The 22,768-nt window shown below is 68.4% G+C and carries 23 protein-coding genes and 1 pseudogene; 11 read left to right on the plus strand and 13 right to left on the minus strand.

From position 1 onward, the window contains the following. Positions 1–180 precede the first annotated feature (180 nt). The 5 genes and pseudogenes from AB0F51_RS06300 to AB0F51_RS06320 all read right to left on the minus strand — a co-directional run bounded on the left by AB0F51_RS06300 (position 181) and on the right by AB0F51_RS06320 (position 3,753). Entirely contained in the window at positions 181–1,074 is an 894-nt protein-coding gene (locus AB0F51_RS06300; RefSeq protein ID WP_360274923.1) for an SDR family oxidoreductase, read from the minus strand. Then, positions 1,071–1,823: an SDR family oxidoreductase gene (locus AB0F51_RS06305; protein WP_360274926.1), complete on the minus strand. Its 753-nt coding sequence runs from the start codon at positions 1,821–1,823 to the stop codon at positions 1,071–1,073. The genes AB0F51_RS06300 and AB0F51_RS06305 overlap by 4 nt, the downstream gene beginning before the upstream one ends. A 98-nt stretch (positions 1,824–1,921) precedes the next feature. Continuing rightward, positions 1,922–2,176 carry a LysR substrate-binding domain-containing protein gene (locus AB0F51_RS06310; protein ID WP_360277218.1) on the minus strand — a complete coding sequence of 85 codons (255 nt, stop codon included), beginning with the start codon at positions 2,174–2,176 and terminating at the stop codon, positions 1,922–1,924. A gap of 17 nt (positions 2,177–2,193) precedes the next feature. Next, positions 2,194–2,856 (minus strand): annotated as a pseudogene (locus tag AB0F51_RS06315) (LysR family transcriptional regulator); the annotation flags it as partial. 27 nt (positions 2,857–2,883) lie between these two features. Further along, positions 2,884–3,753, minus strand: a complete 870-nt coding sequence (locus tag AB0F51_RS06320) for an alpha/beta hydrolase (RefSeq protein WP_360274928.1) — start codon at positions 3,751–3,753, stop codon at positions 2,884–2,886. A gap of 78 nt (positions 3,754–3,831) precedes the next feature. Here AB0F51_RS06320 and AB0F51_RS06325 point away from each other — a divergent pair, with 78 nt between their 5' ends. Beyond that, complete coding sequence (locus AB0F51_RS06325) at positions 3,832–5,613, plus strand: BTAD domain-containing putative transcriptional regulator (RefSeq protein WP_360274931.1); 1,782 nt, start codon at positions 3,832–3,834, stop codon at positions 5,611–5,613. A gap of 7 nt (positions 5,614–5,620) precedes the next feature. On the opposite strand, the gene AB0F51_RS06330 is transcribed toward AB0F51_RS06325, so the two are convergent. Together AB0F51_RS06330 and AB0F51_RS06335 are read right to left on the minus strand one after the other, a co-directional pair. Further along, entirely contained in the window at positions 5,621–5,794 is a 174-nt protein-coding gene (locus tag AB0F51_RS06330; protein WP_360274934.1) for a hypothetical protein, read from the minus strand. 293 nt (positions 5,795–6,087) lie between these two features. Continuing rightward, on the minus strand, positions 6,088–6,459 hold the full coding sequence (locus AB0F51_RS06335) for a glyoxalase superfamily protein (RefSeq protein ID WP_360274937.1): 372 nt from the start codon (positions 6,457–6,459) through the stop codon (positions 6,088–6,090). A gap of 111 nt (positions 6,460–6,570) precedes the next feature. Here AB0F51_RS06335 and AB0F51_RS06340 point away from each other — a divergent pair, with 111 nt between their 5' ends. The 7 genes from AB0F51_RS06340 (at position 6,571) to AB0F51_RS06370 (ending at position 13,724) form a co-directional block, all read left to right on the plus strand. Further along, positions 6,571–7,005 (plus strand): phage holin family protein, encoded by a 435-nt coding sequence (locus AB0F51_RS06340; protein ID WP_360274939.1) that lies wholly within the window; start codon positions 6,571–6,573, stop codon positions 7,003–7,005. Further along, a complete protein-coding gene (locus AB0F51_RS06345; protein ID WP_360274942.1) occupies positions 7,002–7,463 on the plus strand; it encodes a DUF3618 domain-containing protein in 462 nt (153 codons plus the stop codon). The genes AB0F51_RS06340 and AB0F51_RS06345 overlap by 4 nt, the downstream gene beginning before the upstream one ends. Next, the gene (locus tag AB0F51_RS06350) at positions 7,460–7,732 is read left to right on the plus strand and encodes a DUF4235 domain-containing protein (RefSeq protein ID WP_360274945.1); all 273 of its coding nucleotides are present in this window, start codon (positions 7,460–7,462) and stop codon (positions 7,730–7,732) included. Before AB0F51_RS06345 ends, AB0F51_RS06350 begins: the two co-directional genes overlap by 4 nt. A 283-nt stretch (positions 7,733–8,015) precedes the next feature. Next, positions 8,016–8,879: a LysR family transcriptional regulator gene (locus AB0F51_RS06355; protein ID WP_360274948.1), complete on the plus strand. Its 864-nt coding sequence runs from the start codon at positions 8,016–8,018 to the stop codon at positions 8,877–8,879. A 161-nt stretch (positions 8,880–9,040) separates the two neighbouring features. Continuing rightward, positions 9,041–9,871: a SigB/SigF/SigG family RNA polymerase sigma factor gene (locus tag AB0F51_RS06360; protein WP_360274950.1), complete on the plus strand. Its 831-nt coding sequence runs from the start codon at positions 9,041–9,043 to the stop codon at positions 9,869–9,871. A 90-nt stretch (positions 9,872–9,961) separates the two neighbouring features. Then, positions 9,962–10,462 carry a DNA polymerase ligase N-terminal domain-containing protein gene (locus tag AB0F51_RS06365; protein WP_360274953.1) on the plus strand — a complete coding sequence of 167 codons (501 nt, stop codon included), beginning with the start codon at positions 9,962–9,964 and terminating at the stop codon, positions 10,460–10,462. Between the two features lie 103 nt (positions 10,463–10,565). Continuing rightward, positions 10,566–13,724, plus strand: a complete 3,159-nt coding sequence (locus AB0F51_RS06370; protein WP_360274956.1) for a glycoside hydrolase domain-containing protein — start codon at positions 10,566–10,568, stop codon at positions 13,722–13,724. 1 nt (position 13,725) lies between these two features. On the opposite strand, the gene AB0F51_RS06375 is transcribed toward AB0F51_RS06370, so the two are convergent. Both AB0F51_RS06375 and AB0F51_RS06380 read right to left on the minus strand, forming a co-directional pair. Beyond that, positions 13,726–14,370 carry a nitroreductase family protein gene (locus AB0F51_RS06375; RefSeq protein ID WP_360274958.1) on the minus strand — a complete coding sequence of 215 codons (645 nt, stop codon included), beginning with the start codon at positions 14,368–14,370 and terminating at the stop codon, positions 13,726–13,728. A gap of 12 nt (positions 14,371–14,382) precedes the next feature. Further along, complete coding sequence (locus tag AB0F51_RS06380) at positions 14,383–15,354, minus strand: penicillin-insensitive murein endopeptidase (RefSeq protein ID WP_360274961.1); 972 nt, start codon at positions 15,352–15,354, stop codon at positions 14,383–14,385. Between the two features lie 186 nt (positions 15,355–15,540). On the opposite strand from AB0F51_RS06380, the gene AB0F51_RS06385 reads away from it, so the two are divergent. Together AB0F51_RS06385 and AB0F51_RS06390 are read left to right on the plus strand one after the other, a co-directional pair. After that, positions 15,541–16,029 (plus strand): nuclear transport factor 2 family protein, encoded by a 489-nt coding sequence (locus tag AB0F51_RS06385; RefSeq protein WP_360274963.1) that lies wholly within the window; start codon positions 15,541–15,543, stop codon positions 16,027–16,029. Positions 16,030–16,048: 19 nt separating this feature from the next. Further along, positions 16,049–18,088 (plus strand): LuxR C-terminal-related transcriptional regulator, encoded by a 2,040-nt coding sequence (locus tag AB0F51_RS06390; protein WP_360274966.1) that lies wholly within the window; start codon positions 16,049–16,051, stop codon positions 18,086–18,088. 1 nt (position 18,089) lies between these two features. Here AB0F51_RS06390 and AB0F51_RS06395 read toward each other — a convergent pair whose 3' ends face one another. The 4 genes from AB0F51_RS06395 to AB0F51_RS06410 form a co-directional block, all read right to left on the minus strand. Continuing rightward, on the minus strand, positions 18,090–18,710 hold the full coding sequence (locus tag AB0F51_RS06395; RefSeq protein WP_360274969.1) for an L-threonylcarbamoyladenylate synthase: 621 nt from the start codon (positions 18,708–18,710) through the stop codon (positions 18,090–18,092). A gap of 210 nt (positions 18,711–18,920) precedes the next feature. Next, positions 18,921–20,306: a S41 family peptidase gene (locus AB0F51_RS06400; RefSeq protein ID WP_360274972.1), complete on the minus strand. Its 1,386-nt coding sequence runs from the start codon at positions 20,304–20,306 to the stop codon at positions 18,921–18,923. A gap of 72 nt (positions 20,307–20,378) precedes the next feature. Then, a complete protein-coding gene (locus AB0F51_RS06405; protein ID WP_360274975.1) occupies positions 20,379–20,954 on the minus strand; it encodes a class F sortase in 576 nt (191 codons plus the stop codon). A 62-nt stretch (positions 20,955–21,016) separates the two neighbouring features. Then, positions 21,017–21,799, minus strand: coding sequence for a DUF4397 domain-containing protein (locus tag AB0F51_RS06410; RefSeq protein ID WP_360274978.1), 783 nt, complete (start codon positions 21,797–21,799; stop codon positions 21,017–21,019). Positions 21,800–22,042: 243 nt separating this feature from the next. Here AB0F51_RS06410 and AB0F51_RS06415 point away from each other — a divergent pair, with 243 nt between their 5' ends. Beyond that, positions 22,043–22,756 carry a hypothetical protein gene (locus AB0F51_RS06415; protein WP_360274981.1) on the plus strand — a complete coding sequence of 238 codons (714 nt, stop codon included), beginning with the start codon at positions 22,043–22,045 and terminating at the stop codon, positions 22,754–22,756. The last annotated feature ends 12 nt before the right edge of the window (positions 22,757–22,768 follow it).

Consider the following 22,768-nt stretch of genomic DNA (forward strand, 5'->3'; position numbering starts at 1 on the left):
CAGCGCTCTCGCTCGCGGGACATCACGGGTCAGAGCGAATCCCAGAAGTCGCACTTCCGCGACCTCCCAGCCGGTAGTTGACCGTCACACGACATTGCCTCGGGCAACCAGTTTGGCAGGATCGCAGAACGAGCCTGCGCCGCTCACCAAGCACCATGCAGAAGACCAACAGCAGGACTGTCAGGCCGTTGGGTGGAGGAGGTCGGCGAGGTCGACTCGGCGTAGTAGTTCGGCGCGTACTCGGTCGGCGACGGCGTTGACTACGGCCGAGCCGTCGTCGGAGGGGTCGATGTGTACTCGGAACGGGCGTTTGCCCTTCTCGGTGTCGACCACGGTCACGATTGCCCGGGCGACCTCGGTCACGTCGGCCCACTCCGGCTCGAGCTCGGCCAGCTTCTGGGAGACCTGTTCCATCAGGCCCGCGTACTTCGTGTCGTAGGCGGCGACCACCGCCGTGTCGGCCGGCTTGCCGCTGTGGGCGAAGTGGTTGGTCCCGCTGGTGAAGGCGCCGGGCACGATGATCGTGGTCTCGATCCCGAACCTGGCCAGCTCCAACGCGTAGCTAGCCGCCAACGCGTCCATCCCGGCCTTCGCGGCGAAGTACGGAGCGAGGTACGGCGGGGTGCCGCCTCGCGTGCTGGAGCTGCCGACCCAGACGACCAGACCGTCGCCTTGTTCGCGGAGCTGCGGCAGGGCCGCCCGGTTGAGTCGCTGGGTCCCGATGACGTTGGTGTCGTACAGGTCGGCCAGCTGCTCTGGCGTGAACGCTTCGGCGGGTCCGGTGACCATGTGTCCGGCGTTGTGGATCAGTACGTCGAGCTTGCCCTGCTCGGCCAGCACGGTCTGCACGGCTTGCCGGGCCGACTCGTCGCTGCTCACGTCGAGCTCGACGGCCCGCAGGTCGACGCGGTGCTCGTCGGCGTACTGCTTGGCGTCGGTGGCCGCTGTCGCGTTGCGGCCGGCGAGGTCGCGCATGCCGGCGTACACGGTGTGGCCGGCGTCGGCGAGGGCGCGAGCGGTGAGCGCTCCGAAACCGCTGGAGGCGCCGCTGATCAGGATCGTCTTGGTGGTCATGCGGCCGAACCTCCGTTGGCGTAGATGACCTGGCCGTTGATCCAGCGGGCCGGGCCGGCCAGGAAGCTGACGATCTCGGCGATGTCCTCGGGCCGGCCGAGCCGCTCCAGCGGGGGTTCGGCGGCGATCCGGTCGACCAGTTCCTGGGGCTTGCCCTCGAAGAAGAGGGCGGTCGCGGTCGGGCCGGGTGCCACCGCGTTCACGGTGATGTCGCGGCCGCGCAGTTCGCGGGCCAGGATCAGGGTGATCGCCTCGACACCGCCCTTGGACGCGGCGTACGCCGAGTAGCCCGGGCGGGCGAGCTTGGTCAGCGAGCTGGAGAAGTTGATGATCGCGCCGCCGGCGCGGACCCGGCGGGCGGCCTGCTGGTCGACCACGAAGGTGCCGCGCAGGTTGGTCCGGATCACCTGGTCGAAGTCCGCGAGGTCGAGGTCAGCCAGCGGAGACAGCGGCATCACACCGGCCGCGTGGACGACCACGTCGACGCCACCGAAGGCTTCCTCGGCCTGGTCGAACAACGCGCTCAGCGCGGTCTCGTCGGCCACATCGGCCTGTACTGCGATCGCCCGGCCGCCGGCCTGCTCGACCTCCTTGACCGCCTCGTCGGCTGCCGAGGCACTGCCGCTGTAGGTCACCACGACGGCGTACCCGTCGCGCCCGAGCCGGGCCGCGGTCTCCCGGCCGATTCCCCGCGAGCCGCCGGTCACGATCGCGACCCGTTCGGCGGCGGTGGTTGCGTTCTCCGTCATCGTCCTTGCTCCTTCAAGATCTGCTGTCCGAACTTGCTGACACTTCGATCTTGTGGCCATCGATGGATCAAGTCCAACGACTCAAGTCGATGGATGAATCAGTTATGTTGATCCATCAGGTCGGCACCGAGCTCGGTTCCTTCGGGGTGACGCAGATGAGCGGTCGCCAGGCCGAGCAGCGCCCGCAGCGCGGCCGACGGCTTCCGCTTGCGCAGGGTGGCCATGTAGAGGGACCACTGGAAGTTCTCGTCGACGATCGGCACCGCGCGGATCCTGTCGTCAGCGGCCACCGCGTAGCCGGGCAGGATTCCCAGGCCGACGCCGTGCCGGACGAACTGGACGCCGTTCTCGATCCGAGCGCCTCCACCACGACGCGCCGCTCGATACCGGCCGCCTCGAACTTCTGGTCGATCAGCGTGCGGGTGCCGAACCCCGGTGGGAAGTCCACGAACGCTTCATCGGCGAGCTCGGCCAGCGTGACGGACGGCCGCCGAGCGAACCGGTGACCGGTGGGCACCGCGAGCACCTGCGGCACCTTGAGCAACTCCCAAGCGGTCAACTCCCGCGGCACGCTGCCCGCGCCGACGCCGAGGAACCCGACGTCGATGTCACCGTTGCGCAGTCCGACGATGACACCGGCCGACCCCTCGGGCTCGACACGCAGTTGCAGCTCGACGTTCGGATGCCGCCGCCGGAACTCACCGGCTGCGGCCGGCAGATCGACCAGTCCGAGCCCCGGCAGCAGCCCGACCCGAACCGTCCCGCGGACCCCCGCGCCCAGCTCGTCGACGACATCCCGCGCCCCCTGCACGGCATCCATGACAGCCAGCGCCTCGGGCAGCAGCGCAGTACCGGCTTCGGTCAGTACGACGCGCTGTGCGCTCCGCTCGAACAGCGTGACCTTCAGATCCCGCTCGAGCGAGGCGATCGCCGCACTCACCGCACTCTGCACGACATGCAGCCGCCGCGCCGCGAGCGTGAAACTCCGCTCATGCGCCACCGCCACGAAGTACTCCAGCTGCCGCAACTCCACCCCCAGAGTCTGGCACCCCTCGGCCGGCTAATCCGTCAGGTGCCTGATCGTCTTGACGATTTCCGCGGGGGCTTCCTCGGCCATGAAGTGGCCTGCTGTGGTGGTGGCGTGGTGAAGGTCGGGAGCCCAGGCGGACCAGAGAGCTGCGGCGTCGAAGCCCAGAGCGGCGCCCCAGTCCTGCTGGAGGACGGCCACGGGCATCTGGAGTTTGTTGCCCGCGGCAAGGTCTTCCCGGTCGTGCTCGATGTCGATGCCGGCGCTCGCTCGGTAGTCGGCGACGATCGACGGCACCGCCTCCCGAGACGCCTTCAGGTAGGCGGCGCGAACGTCGGCCGGGATCGCGGCCGGGTCCTTGATCCAGAGATCGAGGAAGTAGGCGAAGAAGGCATCCGGGGCGGCGGAGATCAGCTCCTCCGGCAGGCCGGGTGGCTGGGCCATCAGGTAGAGGTGGAAGGCAACGGCCGCGTTGACGCCGCGCATCGCGTCCCACATGTCCAGCGTCGGCAGGACGTCGAGGCAGAGCAGGTGCGTGACCTTGTCCGGGTGGTCGAGGCCGGCCCGGAACGCGACGAGGGCACCACGATCGTGCCCGACCAGGGCGAACCGGTCGTGCCCGAGAGCCGCGGCCAGCGCGACGATGTCGGCGGCCATCGTGCGCTTCGAGTACGCCGTACCGTCGGTCTCGGCCGGTTTGTCGCTGTCGCCGTAGCCGCGGAGATCGGGGCAGATCACCGTGTGGTCGCGAGCCAGGTCGGCCGCGACGTGCCGCCAGATCAGGTGGGTCTGCGGGAAGCCGTGCAGCAGCACGATCGGGGTGCCGCTACCGCCTACCGCGGCGTTGAGGGCGACACCGTCGGCCACCTGCACGCGCTGGTAGTCGAAACCGGGGATGGTCATTGCTGTCCTTTCGTTGACACCCCAGGAGCGTGCCGCGCGCCGATGAGCATCCGATGAGCAGCGCTATACGGTGACGGGGTGCAGGTGGTTTTCGGCGTACTCGGACCGGTCACGGCCTGGCGGGACGGCGTGGAGCTCGCACTGAAGGGGCCGCGGCATCGCGCCGTACTGGCCCGCCTGATCGTCGCTCGCGGCCGGGTAGTTCCGGTGGACTCGCTCGTCGCCGATCTCTGGACAGTCCCGCCCGACGGCGCGACCAGCGCGGTCCGCACCTTCGTCGCCGCCCTCAGACGAGCCCTGGAGCCGGATCGCCCACCACGTTCTCCAGCCCGACTCCTGGTCACCGAAGGCCCTGGGTACGCCCTGAGGGCAACTGACGTCGACGCCTGGCGCTTCGAGCAGGCAGTGGCCGGTACTGCGACGCTGCAGGAGCTGGAGGAGGCGCTGAGCTGGTGGCGCGGCCCGGCGTACGCCGGGTTCGCCGACGCGCCCTGGGCTCACGCTGAGCGGTCCCGGCTGACTGAGCTGCGGCTGACGGCCGTCGAGCGACATGCCGAGGCACAGCTCGCACTTGGCCTCGCCGCGGACGCAGTACCGACACTGGATGCGCATGTGACCGAGCACCCGTGGCGTGAGGACGCCTGGCGACTATTGGCTCTGGCGCTCTACCGCTCCGACCGCCAAGGCGACGCACTGGCAGTACTACGCAACGCCCGCACCCTGCTCGTCGAGCAACTCGGTGTCGACCCCAGCCCTGCGCTGCAGCGACTGGAGACGGACATCCTCAACCAGGCCGACCACCTGGACCCCACACCCGCCGGAAACGTCTGGGCGCAAGCCACTGCCGCCTACGACCGGGCAGTGCCCACCAGCGCACGCGCACGGCTGGAGTCGACGGTCGGACTGCTCCGCAACCTCGCCCTGACCGGCGGAAGCGGACTGGAGGCGGCTCGCGAACACAGACTGGCTGCCATCACCGCAGCCGAGGAACTGGGCGACCCGGAGCTGACGGCTCGGGTGATCGGCCTCTACGACGTACCGGCGATCTGGACGCGGTCGGACGATCAGGAGCAAGCGGACGCGATCGTCGCGGCAGCTGCGCGCACCCTGCCTGCCATCACGCAGCCGGCGGCTCGGGCTCGGCTACTGGCGACAGTGGCGCTCGAATCGCGGGGCTGCAACAGCACTCGCGGCCTGGCCGCCGCTCGGGAGGCAGTGGACATCGCCAGGCGGCTGGAAGACCCGGCGCTCCTGGCCTTCGCCCTGAACGGCCTGTTCATGCACACCTTCTACCGGGCCGGACTCGCTCCGGAGCGCGACAAGATCGGCCGAGAGCTGATCGCGCTGGCCGACCGCCTCGATCCGGCCACCGCGGTACTGGGCCACCTCATCCGGCTGCAGGCCCGCAGCGCGCTTGGAGACTTCGAGGGCGCCGACGAGCACGCACGGGCAGCGGACGAGTTGTCGAAGCGGTTCGAGTTGCCACTCGTCGCGGTGTTCACCACCTGGTACCGCGCAATGCGAGCCGCCGACGAGTCGGCGTACCGGGAGGCCGCGGCACTGCTGGATGGTGCTGGGATGCCCGGCCTGGAGCAAGGCCTGCTTCCGCTCGCACTGCACTCCCTCGGACTAGCGCCCGCGACTCCACCGGACGAACCACGCCCCGACCTCCTCCTCGAGGCCCACTGGTGCATGATCGCCCGCCAAGCCATCGCGCGCCACGATCACGCCACGATGCAGCGAGCCCTCGACGCCCTGACCCCCGCCGCAGCCGAGCACGCCGCCGGCAGCGGCCTGGTTACCTTCGGCCCGATCTCGCAGTACCTCGAACAACTCCGCCAGGGCCTGATGCGGGACTGACGGGTGGCTAGGGGGTACGGACGGCTTCCTGGTCGACCCAGACCAGGTGGCCGTGGTGGCTGACCAGGACCTCGCCGCTGCGCCGGGCCAGGGCCTGGCCGGCGATCCAGCGGCCGCCGAGCTTGACGTGAACGGCCTCGGGACGTGCGCTGCTGGGACGCACGGGGGTGGCAACGGGCATGGCACCAGACTTCTGAACAGGGGCGGAGACGGATTTACGGCGTCGTACAGCAGGAATGGGGTGATGGTGCAGATCGGTCATAGTCGTCCTCGGCAGCGACCGCAGTCGTCGACGCATCCAACGCCGGCTGGCTGCTCAACCAAAGGCCACCTTACAACCGGTCACCGCTCCTGACCCAGCCGTATCTCGAACTGTCCGGTCACCGGTTGCCATCCGTTCATTCGTCAACCAGGTAAGGACTTTTCGGAACTGTCCATCTGTAAATCGGCCGCGGATCCGCTCCGCCCGCGGGGCTACCGCCAGTCAGGCAGCTGCTGCAAGGCCCAGCTGTTGCCGTCCGGGTCTTCGAAGAAGGCGAACTTGCCCCAGGGGAAGTCCTGCAGCTCGCTGACCTCAACCCCGCGGCCGGCCAGCTCCTCCCGGGCCGCGGCGACGTCCGCGACGACCATCTGGAGACCGCGCACCGACCCCGGCTCGGCCTGCGGCATCCCGGTACCGATGGCGATCGAGCACGCCGAGCCCGGCGGCGTCAGCTGCACGAAGCGCAGCTCGTCGTTGACCTGGTGGTCGTGGTCGGCGTTGAAGCCGGCCTTCTCGGTGTAGAACTCCTTGGCCCGGTCGACATCCGACACCGGCACCTGAACGAGTTCCAGCTTCCAGTCCATCGTGTTCCCTCCCGATCGTGTGGTGTCCCGAACCTATCGCCGCCGGCGGTCAGTTTCTGTCCTGTACCGCATCGGCTGCTTGGCGTCACCGACCGTGGGTACCAGGCCACCATGACCACGCACCCCGAAAGAATCAGCGAAGACCGTCAGGACCAGCAGGTCGGGGCCTTGGTGGCGCAGCTCAGCAGCGACGTGAGCCGGCTGGTTCGCGACGAGTTGCAGCTGGCGAAGGCCGAGCTCAAGGACAAGGGCAAAGAGGCCGGGATCGGCATCGGGTTGTTCGGTGGCGCCGGCACGGTCGCCGTGTACGGCGTCGGCGCACTGGTCGCAGCGGCCATCCTCGGCCTCGCGACCGCCGTACCGGCGTGGTTGTCGGCATTGATCGTGGCGGTGGTGCTGTTCGCCGTCGCGGCGGTGGCCGGGCTGCTCGGCAAGCGGCACGTCGGGCACGCCTCGCCGCCGATGCCGCAGCGGGCCGTTGAAGGCATGCACGAGGATCTCGAGGCTCTCAAGGGCCACAAGCCGGGAGGAAAGTTCAGCGCATGACCACTACCAAGACATCTGAGACCGAAGCTCTGCGGGCTGACCTGGAGCTGACCCGCCGGCACCTGGCGGAGACCGTCCAGGAGCTGAGTCGCCAGCTGAACGTGCCCCGCCGGATCAAGGAGTCGGCCGCCAGCGCCGGCCACCGCGCGGTCCACGCCGCCGGGAACGCGGCGGGCACAGCGCGCGGCCGCCTGGCCCAGGCAGCGGGGACGACCCGCGGGCGCGCAGTAGAGGCAGCGGGCACGGCGCGCGGACGCGCAGTACAGGTCGCGGGGACGGCGGGTGAGCGGGCGAAGGACGGCGCGCGGAACCTGCCGGCGGTGGCGAAGCAGGTGCCGGCAGCGGTGAAACACGCGCCGGTGACCGTGCGGGAGCACCCGAAGGCCACTGCCGCAGTCGGTGGGGCCGTGGCGCTCGGGGTCGGTGCGGCAGCGTGGATCGTGGGGCGAGGCAAGTGAGCAAAGCCGCCAAGGTCGCGTACCGCCCGTTCGGGCTGCTGTCGGGAATCGCGGGCGGTCTGGTCGCCAGTGCAGTCTTCAAGCAGATCTGGCGCCGGATCAGCGACGAGGACGATGCGCCCGACGCTCTCCAGTCCGAATACCCCTGGCGGGAAATCCTGCTGGCCGCCGCTCTGCAAGGCGCCGTGTACGCCGTGGTCAAAGCCGTGGTGGATCGCGGTGGCGCGAAAGCTTTCGAACGCTGGACCGGCGAATGGCCGGGCAATTGATGTGACCGAACCCTCCGTCCGGCCCGGCATGAATGCCAAGACAAAGGGCACAGGAGGAGTAGCAAGTACAGATTGCCAGAGCCCCGGTGTTGAGCAGCCAGCGCCGGGGCCGCCTTCTGTCCGGGGGCGGCGTGTCGGCCAAATGGCTGACAAACATCCGGACCGGTTCTCTTGCTGTGTAAGGGAAACGTGTTCTCCTCGGCCGAACCCTCGACGCGCGACCACGCAGCGCACTAACGTCGCAGGCTTCTGGCAGTCGAGGCTGGGGAAGGTCCCACAAGAAATGGATGTTGATTTACGGCTGGTGCGGTACTTCCTGGTGATGGCGGAGGAACTGCATTTCACTGCCGCGGCACGTCGGCTTTACGTGTCACAACCGGCCTTGAGCAACCAGATCCGCCGACTCGAAGCGCAGCTCGGCTCCCAGCTTTTCGACCGTTCCCCCCGCGGCGTGACTCTGACCGCGGCAGGCGACGCTTTTCTCCCGCACGCCCGCGGCGCCCTCGAAGCGATCCGCTCGGGCGTAGCCGACGCGACCGCCGCTGCCCAGCGCGATCAGGTACTGCGAATCGACGTCCTGCAGACCAACTTGGCCACCCCTCGCGCGGTGCTCGCCAGGCTCCGCGACCGGCTCCCGTCCTTCCGGCTGGTGATCACCAGCCGCGGTACTCATGACCAGCAGCAACGCCTGCTCGCCGGCGAGCTCGACCTTGCGCTCTGCGGCTCCACCGCGCGCTGCCCCGACGGGGTCATGCAGCGCATCATCCGTCGGGAGGCACTCGGCGTAGCCCTACCCGCAGGTCACCCGCTGGCATCAGCCGAAGCGGTCGCAGTACGGGAGTTGACGGACGAGTTGCACTACCTGCCGCCGGACGAACTGGCGCCGGAGTGGAACGAGTTCGTCATCGCCTGCTGCCGTACTGCGGGGTTCGCACCGCGCCGGCATCCGGCGACCAGGAGTTCGGCGGCCGACCTGGTCCGGGCAGGCGAGTGCGTCGCGCTCGGGCTGCTGTCGACGCCGTACCCACGCGGTGTGGTCGTCCGGCCACTCGCTGCGGGCGTCCCGCCGTACGGGTGGTCGCTGCGCTGGCGGGACTCGCCGCGGACCCCGGCGGCCGCGCTCGCCGTGTTGCGCACTCTCGACTGATCCTGAGCGGTGTTGCCACCGCGTTGCGACCCTGCGGGTTCATTTCGGTCGAACCTCGGATGCATAACTTCGGGATCCATAGGGTAGGAATAGCCATACAGATATTGACCGCGGTCCAGACATGTGCCGCGCCGTGACTCACAGTCGCGAGGTCAAGAATCATGGTTTCCGTACTTGCCGAACCGAAGCAGCACCGCGATCCGCAGCAGCACCGCGATCCCAAGCAGCAGCGAGATCTCACCACCCGGTCCCTTCTCGACCGGCGAGCCCGGTCGACGGACGAAGCAGAGCGGCAAAGACTGCTCGACGAAGCGATCGAGCTCAACCTCGGTATCGCCCACAGCATCGCCGGCCGGTTCCGTGGCCGCGGGGTCGAGGCCGACGACCTCGACCAGGTCGCCTACCTCGGTCTGGTCAAGGCCGCCCGCAGCTACCGTCCCGACACCGAGACGCCGTTCCTGGCGTACGCCGTACCGACCATCCGCGGAGAGGTGAAACGCTACTTCCGCGACTGTTCGTGGACGGTGCGGATCCCCCGCCGGCTCCAGGAACTGCAGGGCTCGATCGCCTCCGTGCGGCCGCAGCTGGTGCAGGACCTGCAGCGGGACCCCACCCTGGAGGAGCTCGCCGAGCGCCTCGGCACCACCGTCTCCGAGGTCGAGGCTGCTCTCGCCGCGGACGGTTGCTTCTCCGTCCTGTCGCTGGACCGGCCGCTGGACGGCGAGTCCACCGCCAGTCTGGCCGACACGATCGCGGACGAGGAGGACAGCGACTTCGAGCGGACCGAAGCGGTCGCCATGCTCGAGCCCGTCCTGAACGACCTCGCTCCGCGCGAACGCAGGATCCTCGAACTGCGCTTCGTCGAGGGTCACACCCAGGCCGACATCGGCGCCGAGATCGGTGTCAGCCAGATGCAGGTCTCCCGCCTGCTGCGCGGCATTCTCGACCGGCTGCGCGACCAGATCGAGCCTCCTGCCGCTGCCGCGGCGTGACCCTCCCGTCACCCCGGTAGCGCCCTCCCCGCGGTGGTCCGCCGTACACTTGCTGCACGGCGGATCACCTGCGGAGGGCTGGGTCTATCGATGCCTGAGGCACCGATCTTCGTGGTCCAGCTGCATGACGCGCGGCGGCTGCACTACGACGTACGGCTCGAGGTCGACGGCGTCCTGAAGTCCTGGGCGGTGCCGCGCGGGCCGTCACTCGATCCGGTGGTGAAGCGGTTGGCGGTGCCGACCGACGACCACTCGATGGAGTACGCGACGTACGAGGGCGTCCACGCCGGCAGCCGGTACGGCAGTGGTGCCGTGATCGTCTGGGACGCGGGCGTCTACCGCAACGAGACGCGGGACAAGCAACGCAAACTCGTCGACCCCGCCGAGGCGATCGAGCACGGGCACTTCCGGTTCGCCTTGCAGGGCGTGAAGTTGACAGGCTCATGGGCCTTCACCCGGACGGGTCGCGACTGGCTGCTCGTGAAGGTTCGCGACGAGTCCGCCGATCCGCTCCTCGACCTCACTCTCGCCGAGCCGCGGTCCGTACTGAGCGGCCTGACCATCGACGAGATGGCAGCCACCGCGAGCTGACCGATTCCGGACACGTCGTTGACGCGTCGCGATCTTGACCGGCGGTCACCCCAGCAACACACTCGTGCACACTTCTGTTCCTTTCGCCGCCCGGAGGACATCAATGCGCACGCTTGCTGGTCTTATCGCCGGGGTTCTGCTCGCCACCCTCATCCCGCTGCCCGCTGCGGCAGCTCCCCCACCTGTCTGGACCCACAGCGCGTCCGACCGATTGTTCGCCGGTACGCCGAGACCCGCCGGCGCACCCGCCGCGATCGACCTCTACGCCGCCCGCAACGAGACGGAAGCCGCCCAGATCGCGGTCCGCCCCACCACCGCCGTCAGCGGCGTATCCGTCGTCCCCAGCACGCTGACCGGACCGGGTGGAGCGACCATCCCCAGCTCGGCCATCACCGTCCGGCGCGAGTACCTGCACCCGAACGTCGTCCTGCTGGGCGACGCCGAAGTGGAGCCGGCGCCAGGCGGCGGCACGGCGTACTACGACGCGCTGGTCGAGAACACTCCACGCTCCCTCGCAGCCAACGTCACCCAGCCGTACCACTACAGCGTGCACGTCCCGACCGCCCAGGCGCCCGGTGTCTACACCGGCACGGCGACCGTGCAGAGCAGCGCGGACGACGTCGTCGTACCTGTGCGGCTGACCGTCTATGCGACGACCCTGCCACCCACCAACCAGTCCACCTTCAAGCTGAACAACTGGACCACCTCGGCCGGCTGGGACTACGACGGCACGGTCAAGTCGATCCCGGTCCAGTACGGCGTGCAGATGTACGACGCCAACTGGTGGAAGGTGATCGAGGCGATGGCCCGCAACCATGCGAAGCACCGCAACAACGTGGTGTTCGCCGACTTCCAGGCCCTGCTCATCCCGGACACCACCATTGACGCTGCAGGCAACTACACGTTCGGCTGGGCGACCTTCGACCGCTTCATCCAGACGTACGCCGACGCCGGCGCGCTGCAGTGGATCCACACACCGCACCTGCTGATCGGCGGCACGACGCCGCGGCTGGAGATGCTCAAGCGCGGGGCCGACGGCACGACCCAGATGGTCCCCGTGCTCACCAACACCGCCGAGGCGAACGCCTACCTGGACAAGGTGTTCCCGGCCCTGAAGCAGCACCTCGACGCCAAGGGCTGGACCGACAAGTTCTACATGAGCGCCAACGACGAGTCGACCCGGCCGGAGGAGATCAGCGCCGCGAACTGGCTCTACGCGAAGTACCGGCAGTACTTCCCGAACCCGAAGCTGAACGAGGCCGAGCTCGCCATCCTCAACCCGGCCGCCACCGTCACCTCCAACACGCCGATCCTCGATCTCTACGAGAACAACGTCGGCCACTTCCAGTCCAAGCGGCTCGGCGGCAACGAGCTCTGGCTCTACAACTGCATCGGCCCCCGCGGTCCTTACCTCAACCGCTTCATCGGTTCGCACCTCAACAAGACCCGGCTGACTCCGCTGCTCGCCTGGAAGACCAACTCGGTCGGCTATCTGCACTGGGGCTGGAACTACTGGTTCCAGAACGTCGGCGGGCCCTACCTCCAGTTCGACACCTTCGACGGCCCGCAGAACGGTGACAACTTTCTGGTCCGGCCCAACCGTGCGGCGTACGACCTCTACGACAGCGTGCGCAGCGAGGCCCAGCTGGACGGCGCCGAGGACTACGAGCTCTTCGCCAAGCTGGCGGTGACCAAGCCCGTGCTCGCCAGAGCGCTCGCCAACTCCCTGCTCACCAACTCCTACACCTTCGACCACTCCGGTACTGCGGTCGACAACGTCCACCGCCAAGTCCTCGATGCTCTCGCCGGCGGCGGACCCGACCGGCGATACCCGTACGCCGACGACTTCACCGCCGGCGCGGCCTCCTGGCAACCCGGCAAGGGCACCTGGTCGGCCTCCGGCGGAGTGCTGAGCCAGACCGACACCTCCCGCTGGGACTTCGTCAACAGCCTGAAAGGCCGCGCGTACGCCGATGCGGTGGCGAGCGTCGACTTGCGGATCACCGGGGTGAACAGCAACGACGGCAACAACAACTGGGCCGGTCTCGTCGTGCGCAACCTCAACGGCACGGACTTCGAGAGCGGCTACCTCGTGGCCCAGCGCAACAACGGCGAGGTGTTCGTCTATCGCAGCGGGACCAATCTCGGTCGCGCGATCGCCACGGGCTATGCGCCTGGTCAGTTCAACCGCCTGCGAGTGGTTGCGCGGGGCAACACGATCACGGTGTATGCGGGCTCAGGGCAAGCACCTGTGCTGACAGTCACCGACAACGCCTTCAGCGCGGGCGGAATCGGGTTGGCCAGCGGTGGCGTCAGCGTCCAATTCGACAACGTCCGACTCAACCCGGAGACGAACACAGCCGAGGCCCGGCCGGTCACCGTCAGCTCGACGTACGACGGTGACGGGTGGAACCCGCGAGCCGCGGTCGACGGCCGGCGGACGTCGGTGGCCGGGGCGATGGGCTGGACGAGTGGCGCGGCGGCGAGTGCGACCGACACGCAGTCGGTCCAGCTCGATCTCGGGGCGGCGCGACCGGTGAGCCGGGTGGATCTTTATCCACGCAGCGACGGGGCCAACGCGGGGACAGGGTTCCCGATCGACTTCACCGTGCAGGTTTCGGCCGACGGCTCAGCTTGGTCGACCGTGGCGAGTCGGCAGAACTATGCACGGCCGACGGCTGTGGCTCAGACCTTCCCGTTTGCCACCCAGAACGTCCGCTACGTGAAGGTTGCCGGGAGCAAGCTCGGGCAGGACAGTTTCGGCAGCTACCGGATGCAGTTCGCCGAGGTGGAGGTTGCCGGGGGCAATCTTGCGGAGGGACGACCGGTGAGTGCGTCGTCCTCGTCGGAGTTCACGGCGGAAGGTTGGCTACGGTCCAACCTGACCGACGGCTCACACCAGTCCCGGTTGTGGAACTCGATGGGCTGGACCAGCGCCTCCGTGCCGGCCGGCAGTCCGCAGTACGCGCGGGTGGATCTCGGCGGACCGAGTCTGATCAGCCGGGCCGACCTGTACGCCCGGTCCGATGGCGGAAACACGGGCAACGGGTTCCCGATCGACTTCACCGTCGAGACCTCTCTCGACGGCACGTCCTGGACCCCGGTGGCCACAGTCAACGATCTGCCGCGGCCCGGCGCCGGAGTACAGGCCTTCACCTTCCCGGCGACGGCGGCGCGCTATCTGCAGGTTCGCGGCACGGAACTGCGGCCGGATGGCGAAGGCGGCTATCGGATGCAGTTGTCGGAGCTGGAGGTCCGGTGATTCACCAGCCGTCGACGTGCAGGACCTCGTCGACGGGCTGGCGCGGGGCCGGCTTGAAACTGTCGCCGGTGTAGTACGCGGTCGGGAGGAGCACGGACTGCCGGATGTCCTCCGGCAGTCCGAGCAACTCCGCGATCTCCTGCTCGTACGTGAGGTGCAGCGTGGTCCACGCAGTACCGAGGCCGCGAGCGCGGGCGGCGAGGCAGTAGCTCCACGCCGCTGGGAGGATCGAGCCCCACGTGCCTGCCTGATTGACCGCCTTCAGCGACTTCGTCTGCAGGCACGGGATGACGAGCGCAGGCACCTCGCCCATCCGCTCACCCAGGTAGGCGACGCTCGACCCGACCCGCTGCTGCACAGGCGCCCGCTCGGGATCATCGGCGTACAGGCGGCCGGCCGCGCCCGAAGACTCCAGGTACGCCGCGACCGCGCGCCGGTAGTACTCGCCGATCGCCGCACGCTTGTCCGCATCGGTGATCACCAGCCAGTGCCAGGTCTGCCGATTGCTGCCGGACGGAGCCTGGAGCGCGACCTCGATGCACTCGCGGATCAGCTCCATCGGCACCGGCCGCTCGAGATCGAGCCGCTTGCGGACCGTCCGGGTGGTGGTGAGCAGTTCGTCGGGGGTCAGGTCAAGAGTGGTCACCTCGCCAGTTTGTCAGCAGGTGTACATGGAGGTCGGGTGGACCTTCTCGCAGTACCGGATGTGCAGGTGGTTGTCGTGGGCCGGCCACTCGGCGGTCAGGCCCTCGCTGATCAGGGTCGGGTCGTTGAACCAGATGAACTTCACGTGGCCCGGTGCGGCCGCCCGGATCGCCTGGACCAACTGGCGGGTCGCGGCCCGGTCGTACGTCGTCGACTGCCAGGTGATCCGGCCGGCCGTGCACTGGCCGTTGTCCGTGCGGATCGGCCAGATGTCGATGTCCAGCCCCTGCTCGTGGCTGCCGTGGCCGGGGATATCGCCACCGTGCTCGAACCCGGCGTCGCCGTACGGGACCTTGCCCTGGCCGGTGCCGGCGAAGTTGCGCGCGGCCGCTTCGAGTTGAGCCACCGCGGCCGCGTGCGCCCAGTTGGCCGCGGTCCCGTTGCCGTCGGGGTCCTGGTCGCAGAGGTTGGCGGTGAAGTCGGGATAGTCGTAGTGCCAGGCGAGGTTGCGCCAGGTGACCGGGCCGACGATGCCGTCCGCGCCGATGCCCGCGTGCGACTGGAACGCAACGACGGCGTCGCGGACCGCAGTACTGAAGACTCCGTCGACCGGCAGGCTGAGGCGGCGCTTGGCGTTCAGCTCGACCTGCAGCGCCTTCACCGCCGCGTTGTTGTCACCGGACCGGATCGTCGGCACGAGCGCACCCCAGGTCTGCGGCCCGACAATCCCGTCGGCACCGAGACCCTTGGCGGTTTGGAACGCCTTGGCAGCCGTCACCGTCCCGGCGCCGAAGACGCCATCCGTGGAGACGGACTGACCGTTGTGCTGCAGCAGGTACTGAATCGCCAGTACGTCGGCGCCGCGGTTGCCGCTGCTCTGAGTCGGGAAGAAGGCGTTCGCATACGCCTGCGCACTGCCCGGAATGCCACCGATCAACAGCACGGCAGCAAGCAGCGCAAGACCTGTTCGCTTGAGGGAAGGCACGGTGATCTCCATTCGGGGCGGACGAGTTCCGTGAACCAGTAACTACTGACGGCCACTGTCGGCCACAATTTTCCGCACCGCAAGCTCTCACGCTCCCGATCGGCGAATTCACCCGCTCCAGAGCTCCCGCTCACCGGCCGGCGGCTGGCTGACTGGTTCAGGAAGCAACCAGTGGGAGGAATTCGGATGTACGTCACCAGGGATCAGGCGTTCGGTGCGCGCGAGCTGGAGCAGCTGCTGGACCGCGAGGAGGTGATCGACGCGCTGTACCGGTTCGGGCTGGGCCAGGATCTGCGCGACCGGGAGTTGTTCGCCTCGGCGTTCGCGGCGGACGCAGTACTGGACTTCCGGCCGGCGGCGACGAAGTGCGGGCTCGACATCCCGCTGATGGAGGGCCGCGACACGATCGTCGGCACCATCCTCGACCCGAAGGTGCGGATCGACACCACCCACGTGGTCACCAATGCCCGGGTCGAGCTCGACGGCGACACCGCACGGCTGACCGCGATCGTCGAGGCGCAGCACCTGCCGAAGGACGACCACAGCCGGCACGCCCTGCTCAAGAACCTGTACGCCGTCGAGGCGGTCCGGGACGGATCGCGCTGGGTGATGCGGCACGTGCACATCGACAACGTCTGGTTCACCGGCGACCCTTGGGTGATAGCCGGCCAGTGATCGGTCGTACCGTGGTGAGGTGGACTCAGCGGACCTGGTGGCAGCCAAGCTGCGGCCGCCCGTATCCCTGGCTCCCCTGCTCCCCCGGCCACGCATCGACGCCCTGCTGGACAAGGCAGCCGCCGGGTCCTCCGTCATCCTGCTGATCGGCCCCGGCGGATCGGGAAAGACGGCCGCACTGTCGTCCTGGTCGCCCGGCGGCGCTTCGCCGTCGCTGCGTCCGTCCTCGACCGCTACGGGTCCAGCCGCCTGGATCACGATCGATGCCCAGGACAACGACCCGGTGCTGTTCTGGCGCTATCTCGCCCAGGCCGTCGGAGTACCCGACCAGGGACTCGGCACCGGCAGCTCCGCGCCGCGTGCCGGCGCGCCCGGCAGTGATGCCTTCGTAGCACGGATTGCCGCGGCCGTCCCCGCCGGAACGGTGCTGGTGCTCGACGAGTTCGAGCATTTGGTTGCTGCTGGCATTCACCGTCAGCTGGATCTGTTGCTCTCCATCGCCGGGGATCGGTTGACGTTGGTGATCGCGAGCCGGGTTCGTCCCGGCCTGCGGCTGGATCGGCTGCAGCTGGCCGGACGGTTGACGATCCTGAGCTGGCGCGACCTGCGCTTCTCGGCCGAGGAGTCGGCGCTGTTCGGCCGGCGAGTGCTCGACTCCGAGGGCTGGCCGGGTTCGGTGGTGTTGGAGTCGGTCGGTGAGTTCCTGGTCGAGCACGTCTGGGAGCAACTTGCTCCTGACCTTCGCGAGTTCTTGCTGGACTGCGCAGTACCGGCGCGGTTCGACGTACCGCTGATGAATGCTGTCCGGGGTCGGTCGGACTCGGCCGCGTTGCTCGATCGGTTGCGGCGGGATGAGGTGTTCCTGATCGCGGACGACGGGGACGGGCGGTGGTACCGGCTGCAGCGCTCGTTCCGCGAGGCTCTGCTGCACCGGCTGGAGACGACTGATCCCGATCGGCTGATCACGGTACGCCGGGCCGCGGCGCGGTGGCACGCAGTCTCCGGTGACCGGGAGGAGGCGATTGGGCTTGCGCTGGCGTCGGGTGACTATCCGTTGGCCGTGCGGCTCCTGGACGAGCAACTCGACGGTATCTACCGCGCTGGGCGACTGGTGTCTTTGGACCAGTGGCTCGCTGCGCTCCCGGATTCCGCGCTGGCCGGCAGCGGACTCGGCCGGCGCGCCCTGAACCTGTGGTGCGAACTCGGCCGCTTCGGCGAACGCGATCGCTGGATCCGCGAAACCACCGACCCACCCGCCGCGGACGAGGTCTGGCGCCTCTGCCTCCCCCGCGAACGCGGCGACCTGGCCCTCGCCCTACGCCAAGGCCGCCGGACCCTGGCCAAACCCGCCGGCACTCCCCAGACAGCCACCCAGGCACGAATCAGCCTTGCCCGCACGCTCCTCCTGGCCGGTCAACCAGACGAGGCCCAGAAGCTGGTCGCCGAGATCCCCTCGCTCTGGAAAGACCCACTGCCACCGCCAGTCCAGGTGGCCATGCACGGCATCGCAGGCCTGGCGGGCTACCTGCAATCGTCTGAAGGCATGCGGGCGGGGGCGGAGTTGGTGCGGGAGGGGTTGCGTGAGTGTCAGGTGCGGCCGTCTGCTCGGATGATGCCGGAGGCGATGGTGGTGTTGGCGTTGGCTGCTGATGATCCGGGTGCTGAGCTGGCGGAGCTGATTGACGGGTCCGGGTATGGCTCGGACCTGACGATGGGAGCCTTCGTCAATCTGCTGTTGGCGCAGTACCTGGGTGCGGGTTCTGAGGCGCGAGCGCGGCTGGCTGCGGCTGATGGGTTGCTGGCGCAGTGTCCGAGTGCCCTCGGGCTGGTCGACTTCAGGAATCGCGTCGCCGGCGAGGTGGGTGAGCCATTAGGTGCGTCGGCGGCCGACGTCGGGCTGCTCAGCGAGCGGGAGCTGTCGGTGTTGCAGTACCTGCGCAGCGAGCTGACCTTGCGCGAGATCGCGGAGGATCTGTTCCTGTCGGTCAACACGGTGAAGACGCACGCGGGGTCCGTCTACCGCAAGCTCGGCGTGTCCGGCCGGCACGAACTCGGCTGACCTACTCGAACGGCTTGGGATCTCCCGCGCCGACCCGGACGATCTCGGGAAAGTCTTCGGAGAAGTCGATGACCGTGGTGGGTTCAGTGCCGCAGTCGCCGGAGTCGATGACCGCGTCGATCTGGTGGTCGAGCAGTTCCTTGATCTCCCAGCCCTGGGTCATCGGCTCCTCCTCATCAGGCAGCAGCAAGGTGCTGGACAGGAGTGGCTCGCCGAGCTCCGCGAGCAGGCTCTGGGTGACCACGTGGTCGGGGATGCGGACACCGACCGTCTTCTTCTTCGCATGCAGCAGCCGGCGCGGCACCTCTTTGGTGGCGGGCAGGATGAACGTGTAGCTGCCCGGGGTCGCCGCCTTGATCGAGCGGAACACCGCGTTGCTGATGTGCACGAACTGCCCGAGCTGGGCGAAGTCCTGGCAGACCAGGGTGAAGTGGTGCCGGTCGTCGAGCTGCCGGATGGTCCGGATCCGGTCCAGGCCGTCCTTGTTGCCGAGCTGACAGCCGAGCGCGAAACAGGAGTCCGTCGGGTAGGCGATCAGGCCGTCGGAGCGGATCAGGTCGACCACCTGACCGATCGCTCGCTTCTGCGGGTTCTCCGGATGCACGTCGAAATACCTGGCCATCCCCAGACCCTAGCGCTCCGCCTCCGCGGAGTGGGAGCGCTAGAGGAGGAAGGACACCGCGAGTGTGGTCAGCGCCAGCGTGGCGGTGAGCACCAGGCGGGCGGTACGGCCGGACGAAATGATCATGACAGCGATTCTCCAAGCCGCTCCCGGCGTCTGGGAACGGCTTGGAGCGCAGATCAGGGACGGATCCGGGGGTGTCTCAGTGGACTACCTGACCAGCAACTGCAGCGCCGTACTAAAAGCGGTGTCCCGTCCCTCCCGCAACTCGGCGGCGGTGAAGACCGGAGTACGGAGGTCCGGCGGGATGCCAGGGCCGTCGAAGGTCTTCCAGTCGCGGGTGCGGAACTCCTCGTTCGGCACGATGAACTGCCAGCCGTTCGGCAGGGTCCGGACCAGCACGTCGGAGAAGACGCCCTGGGTGTTCTGCCCGATCCGGACCGGCCGCGGGCTGCGGTTCATCATCGCCTGGGTGAAGGTCTCCCCGGCGCTCATCTGCGACCCGCCGGTCAGCATCGCGATCGGTCCGGTGTACTTCGTCCGCTCCGACGGCTGCACGAAGATCGGCTGCGGCGCGGTGAACGCCGATGGGTCGGCCGGGTTGTTGCGGGCCCGCTTGGCATAGGCGAAGAACGGCTTGCCGGTGAGTCGCGAGGCCAGGTCCAGCCCGAGCTGGTCGGAGCCGCCACCGTTGATCCGCAGGTCGATGATCAGCCCGCGCAGCCTGTTTCGCCCGGTCGTGCGGTCCTTGGTGAGGATCTGGTCGAGTGTGTCGTTCAGGACCTTGCGATAGGCGTTGTAGTCCTCGACGTCGCCGTACCCGAGGAAGGAGATCACCCTGAGGTAGCCGATCCGCCCGGGTAGGTCGGCGTACCCGATCATGTCGTTCGCGTACGTCGTGAAGCGGATCCCCTTGAGCGCCGTCTGCTCGATGTAGGGCCGCAGCTCCGCCTCGAGCTCGGGGGACGGGAAGGTGGTGCCGGGCCGTACTCCGGTAAACGCCTTGGTCTGGCTGCGAATCGCGGTGTGCGCGTCACCGAGCGGCTTGATCATCTCGCTCAGCAGGTCGAACAGCGCATCCTCGGAGATGTCCGGCGTGACCCGCGGACGGTAGGTGTCGCGGACCTTGCCCCAATCGATGCCTTTGGCCGCGAAGAACGGGTAGTTCTCCGCGTACGTCGTCCAGAACTGGTCGAAGACGGCCAGCGGACCCGTTGCCCCGGGCACCGTGCAGTTGTTGGGGAGTTTCGCCAACCTGCGCAGGTGTTTGTCACCGACGTTGCCCTCGACATGCAGCACCGCGCGGTCGCGGCGTGCCCGCACCGTGAAGGCCTGTTCCTCCTTGGCGGTGAACCGGTTGCCGGACTGCGTGTACACGGCGGCCGGAGTACAGCTGATCGAGGTGGTCGAGAACAACTCGGCCTTGCCGTTGTCGATGGCAACAATGGTGCTGTAGCCGTCCATCTGCCAGACCCCGTCGACGGAGTTCGCGGCATTGGCTGCCAGCGGAGCGGACAGGGGCGCGGCCACCAGTCCGGCGGCGATCCCGACAGCCAGCACAAGCCGGCGGGCGGGGCGGAACGAAGTGAAGTCCATGCGGACACTCTGGTCGGCCGGGCCGAGCCGAGACAGGGAGCGATCACCCCAGCCGGGGTAGACCTAGGTCCACTACTTCGCCAGTCCCAATGGCGTCGCGCTGACCACCAGGTTCTTCTCGTACCCACCCCGTGCTCGGTCGTAGGAGCCGGTGCAGGTGATCAGCACCAGCCGATGAGCACCCGTTTGTTCGAACGCCCCACTCTCGGTCGCCAACGCACCCTTCGGCACCGACGTCACCGAATCCACCCGGTACGACGCGCTGTGGCCGGCGCCGCGCAGTACGACGACCTCGCCTGCCCTGACCTTCAGCAACCGGACGAAGAAGCCGATGCCTTCCTTGGCCGAATCAATGTGTCCCGCGATCACCACCGACCCGAACGGGTCACCCGCCTCGGCGCCGCCGTCCCACCAGCCGACCTGCTGAACACGTTCCGGAACGGCCAGCTCGCCAGTCACGGTCTTCGCGGGCACCACGGCAGCCTTCGCTCCGCCGGGAAGCACGAGCCCGGTCGGTACGAACCTGACCCGTTGGCTGGCGGCCGGAGTACCAGTGCGGCCGGGCAGCACGAAAGGCAACGGCTCCGGCTGTTGCGCAGCCGGAGTACCGCCGCCATCCGTGCCAGGGCTCGGGACTGCTTCGTTCACCTGCGCGGCGCACCCCTCCAGGGCCACGCAGCAGAACAGGAACAATCCGAGCAAGAACTTCCTCAGCGACGAACCGCCTTCCTCACCGTCAGGGCCAGCGCGCCGGCCAGGAGCAGAGCCACCAACGGCAGCCCAGCGCCCGGCGACTCCGACGTCAGGCCGGCCGCCTGGCCGCCGGTGCCGGTGTTGACCACGCCTGGCTTCGCGCTGCCGGACCCGGGCAGCTTCAGCGTGGCGACCGCGACATTCATCGTTTTCGAGGCCGGCTCACCGACGGCGAACACCCGGGTCAGATAACCGGCCCGGACCGGCAAATTCAACGGCCCGAGAACAACCGGTGTGCTCGCTCCGGTCGGCACGATGTCGACCTTGTAGGTACCGGCCGGAACCACCACGTCGAGTGATTCACCGTTCGCCACGTTGGCGAACAGCACCTGGCCGTTCACCCGGATGTCGGCCGGCCCGACCGCCGCGGTGTGCGCGACCCGGACGGCGGCCTTGTCCCGCGGTACGGCGGTCAGCTTGTTGGCGTACGTGGTGATCACCGGCGCGGCCGTCAGTGCGGCCGGGCGATGGATGACGACGTCAAGATTGCCGTTGGCACCCACCGTCACCTGCCGCTCGATCATGACCTTTCCGCCCTCTGTCGCGGTGATCTTGCGCGAACCGGCCGCCACCGTCAGCGGCCCGACCACCTCGGTCGCGTTCACCCCACTGGCCACCTGCTTGCCGTCGACAGCGATGTCGACGGTCCGGCCGGGCAGACCCTGGATGACGTGCAGGATGCCGCTTCCGGCCGCCTGGGCCGGCACCGCGACCAGTCCACCGAGCCCGGCCACGACCACCGCCAGGAGTACGGAAAAGAGACCGCGAAATTGCGGACCTGACCTTCTCGTTAATTCCGCCGGGCTATTTCTCCATGTCGAGATAACTGTTGGAGATTGCCCGGACACCCTGTGTTCCCGCATTTTCCCCGCCCCTCGGAAATGCATCGAGAATTGCCCGACAAGTCCAATTGCGGCGTATCGTATGCGGAAGTCGACCTGGCCACCAGAGGAAGCGTCCGGGCCCATTGGGGGCGATGCCGCATGTCCGCAAGCAGGTTCGCCGGGGGCTTGGCGACGCTGATCTTCGGGCTCGGCGCGACCGCGGCCTGCTCGCCCGACCAAGTCGCGACTCCGGTCGAGCCCAGCCCTGGCCCGCTGACCACGAGCACCGCCGGCACCCCGTCGATCGTGTCGCCACCGGCCGCGGAGGGCGCGGGTCTGACCGCTCCCGGTATCCGGTTGGTCGCCATTCCGCGCAGCGACGGCAGTCTCGACATCACCGAGCACGTCGTACTGCGCTCCGAGGTCGCCCTGATCCGGCTTCAACTGCCGCGATCTGGTCGGCGGCTGGCCGGCATGATGCGAGCCACCAAGCCCGTTGCGACGGGTCTGAAGATCATCGCCGGCGACCAGCCGGTACCGCTGAGCTTCACGCAACTGAGCGCACCGCGCGATGTGCCGTTGACCGTCACCGCGACCCGCTTGCAGCTGACCTATCGACTGACCGGCTCGACCGTGCGCAGCCGGCCGTCGGAGAGCGGCCGGGCCGCCGTGGCGATCAATCCGCTCACCGCCGGGATCGATGGGACCCTGCCGACCAACTACCTGATCCCCGGCGGCGGGCTGCGCAACGCGGTCTGCCCGGCACTGGCAGAGACCCGTTGCGCCGTCGGCGAGCCCCCCGGACTGGGCGTCCAGCAAGGCATCCCGGCCGGCCAGGCGCTCGCAGTACTCCAGCTGAATCTGCCGAAATAGTTCTCCCTGGAA

Source organism: Kribbella sp. NPDC023855 (genome assembly GCF_040639475.1).
Classification (GTDB): Bacteria; Actinomycetota; Actinomycetes; order Propionibacteriales; family Kribbellaceae; genus Kribbella.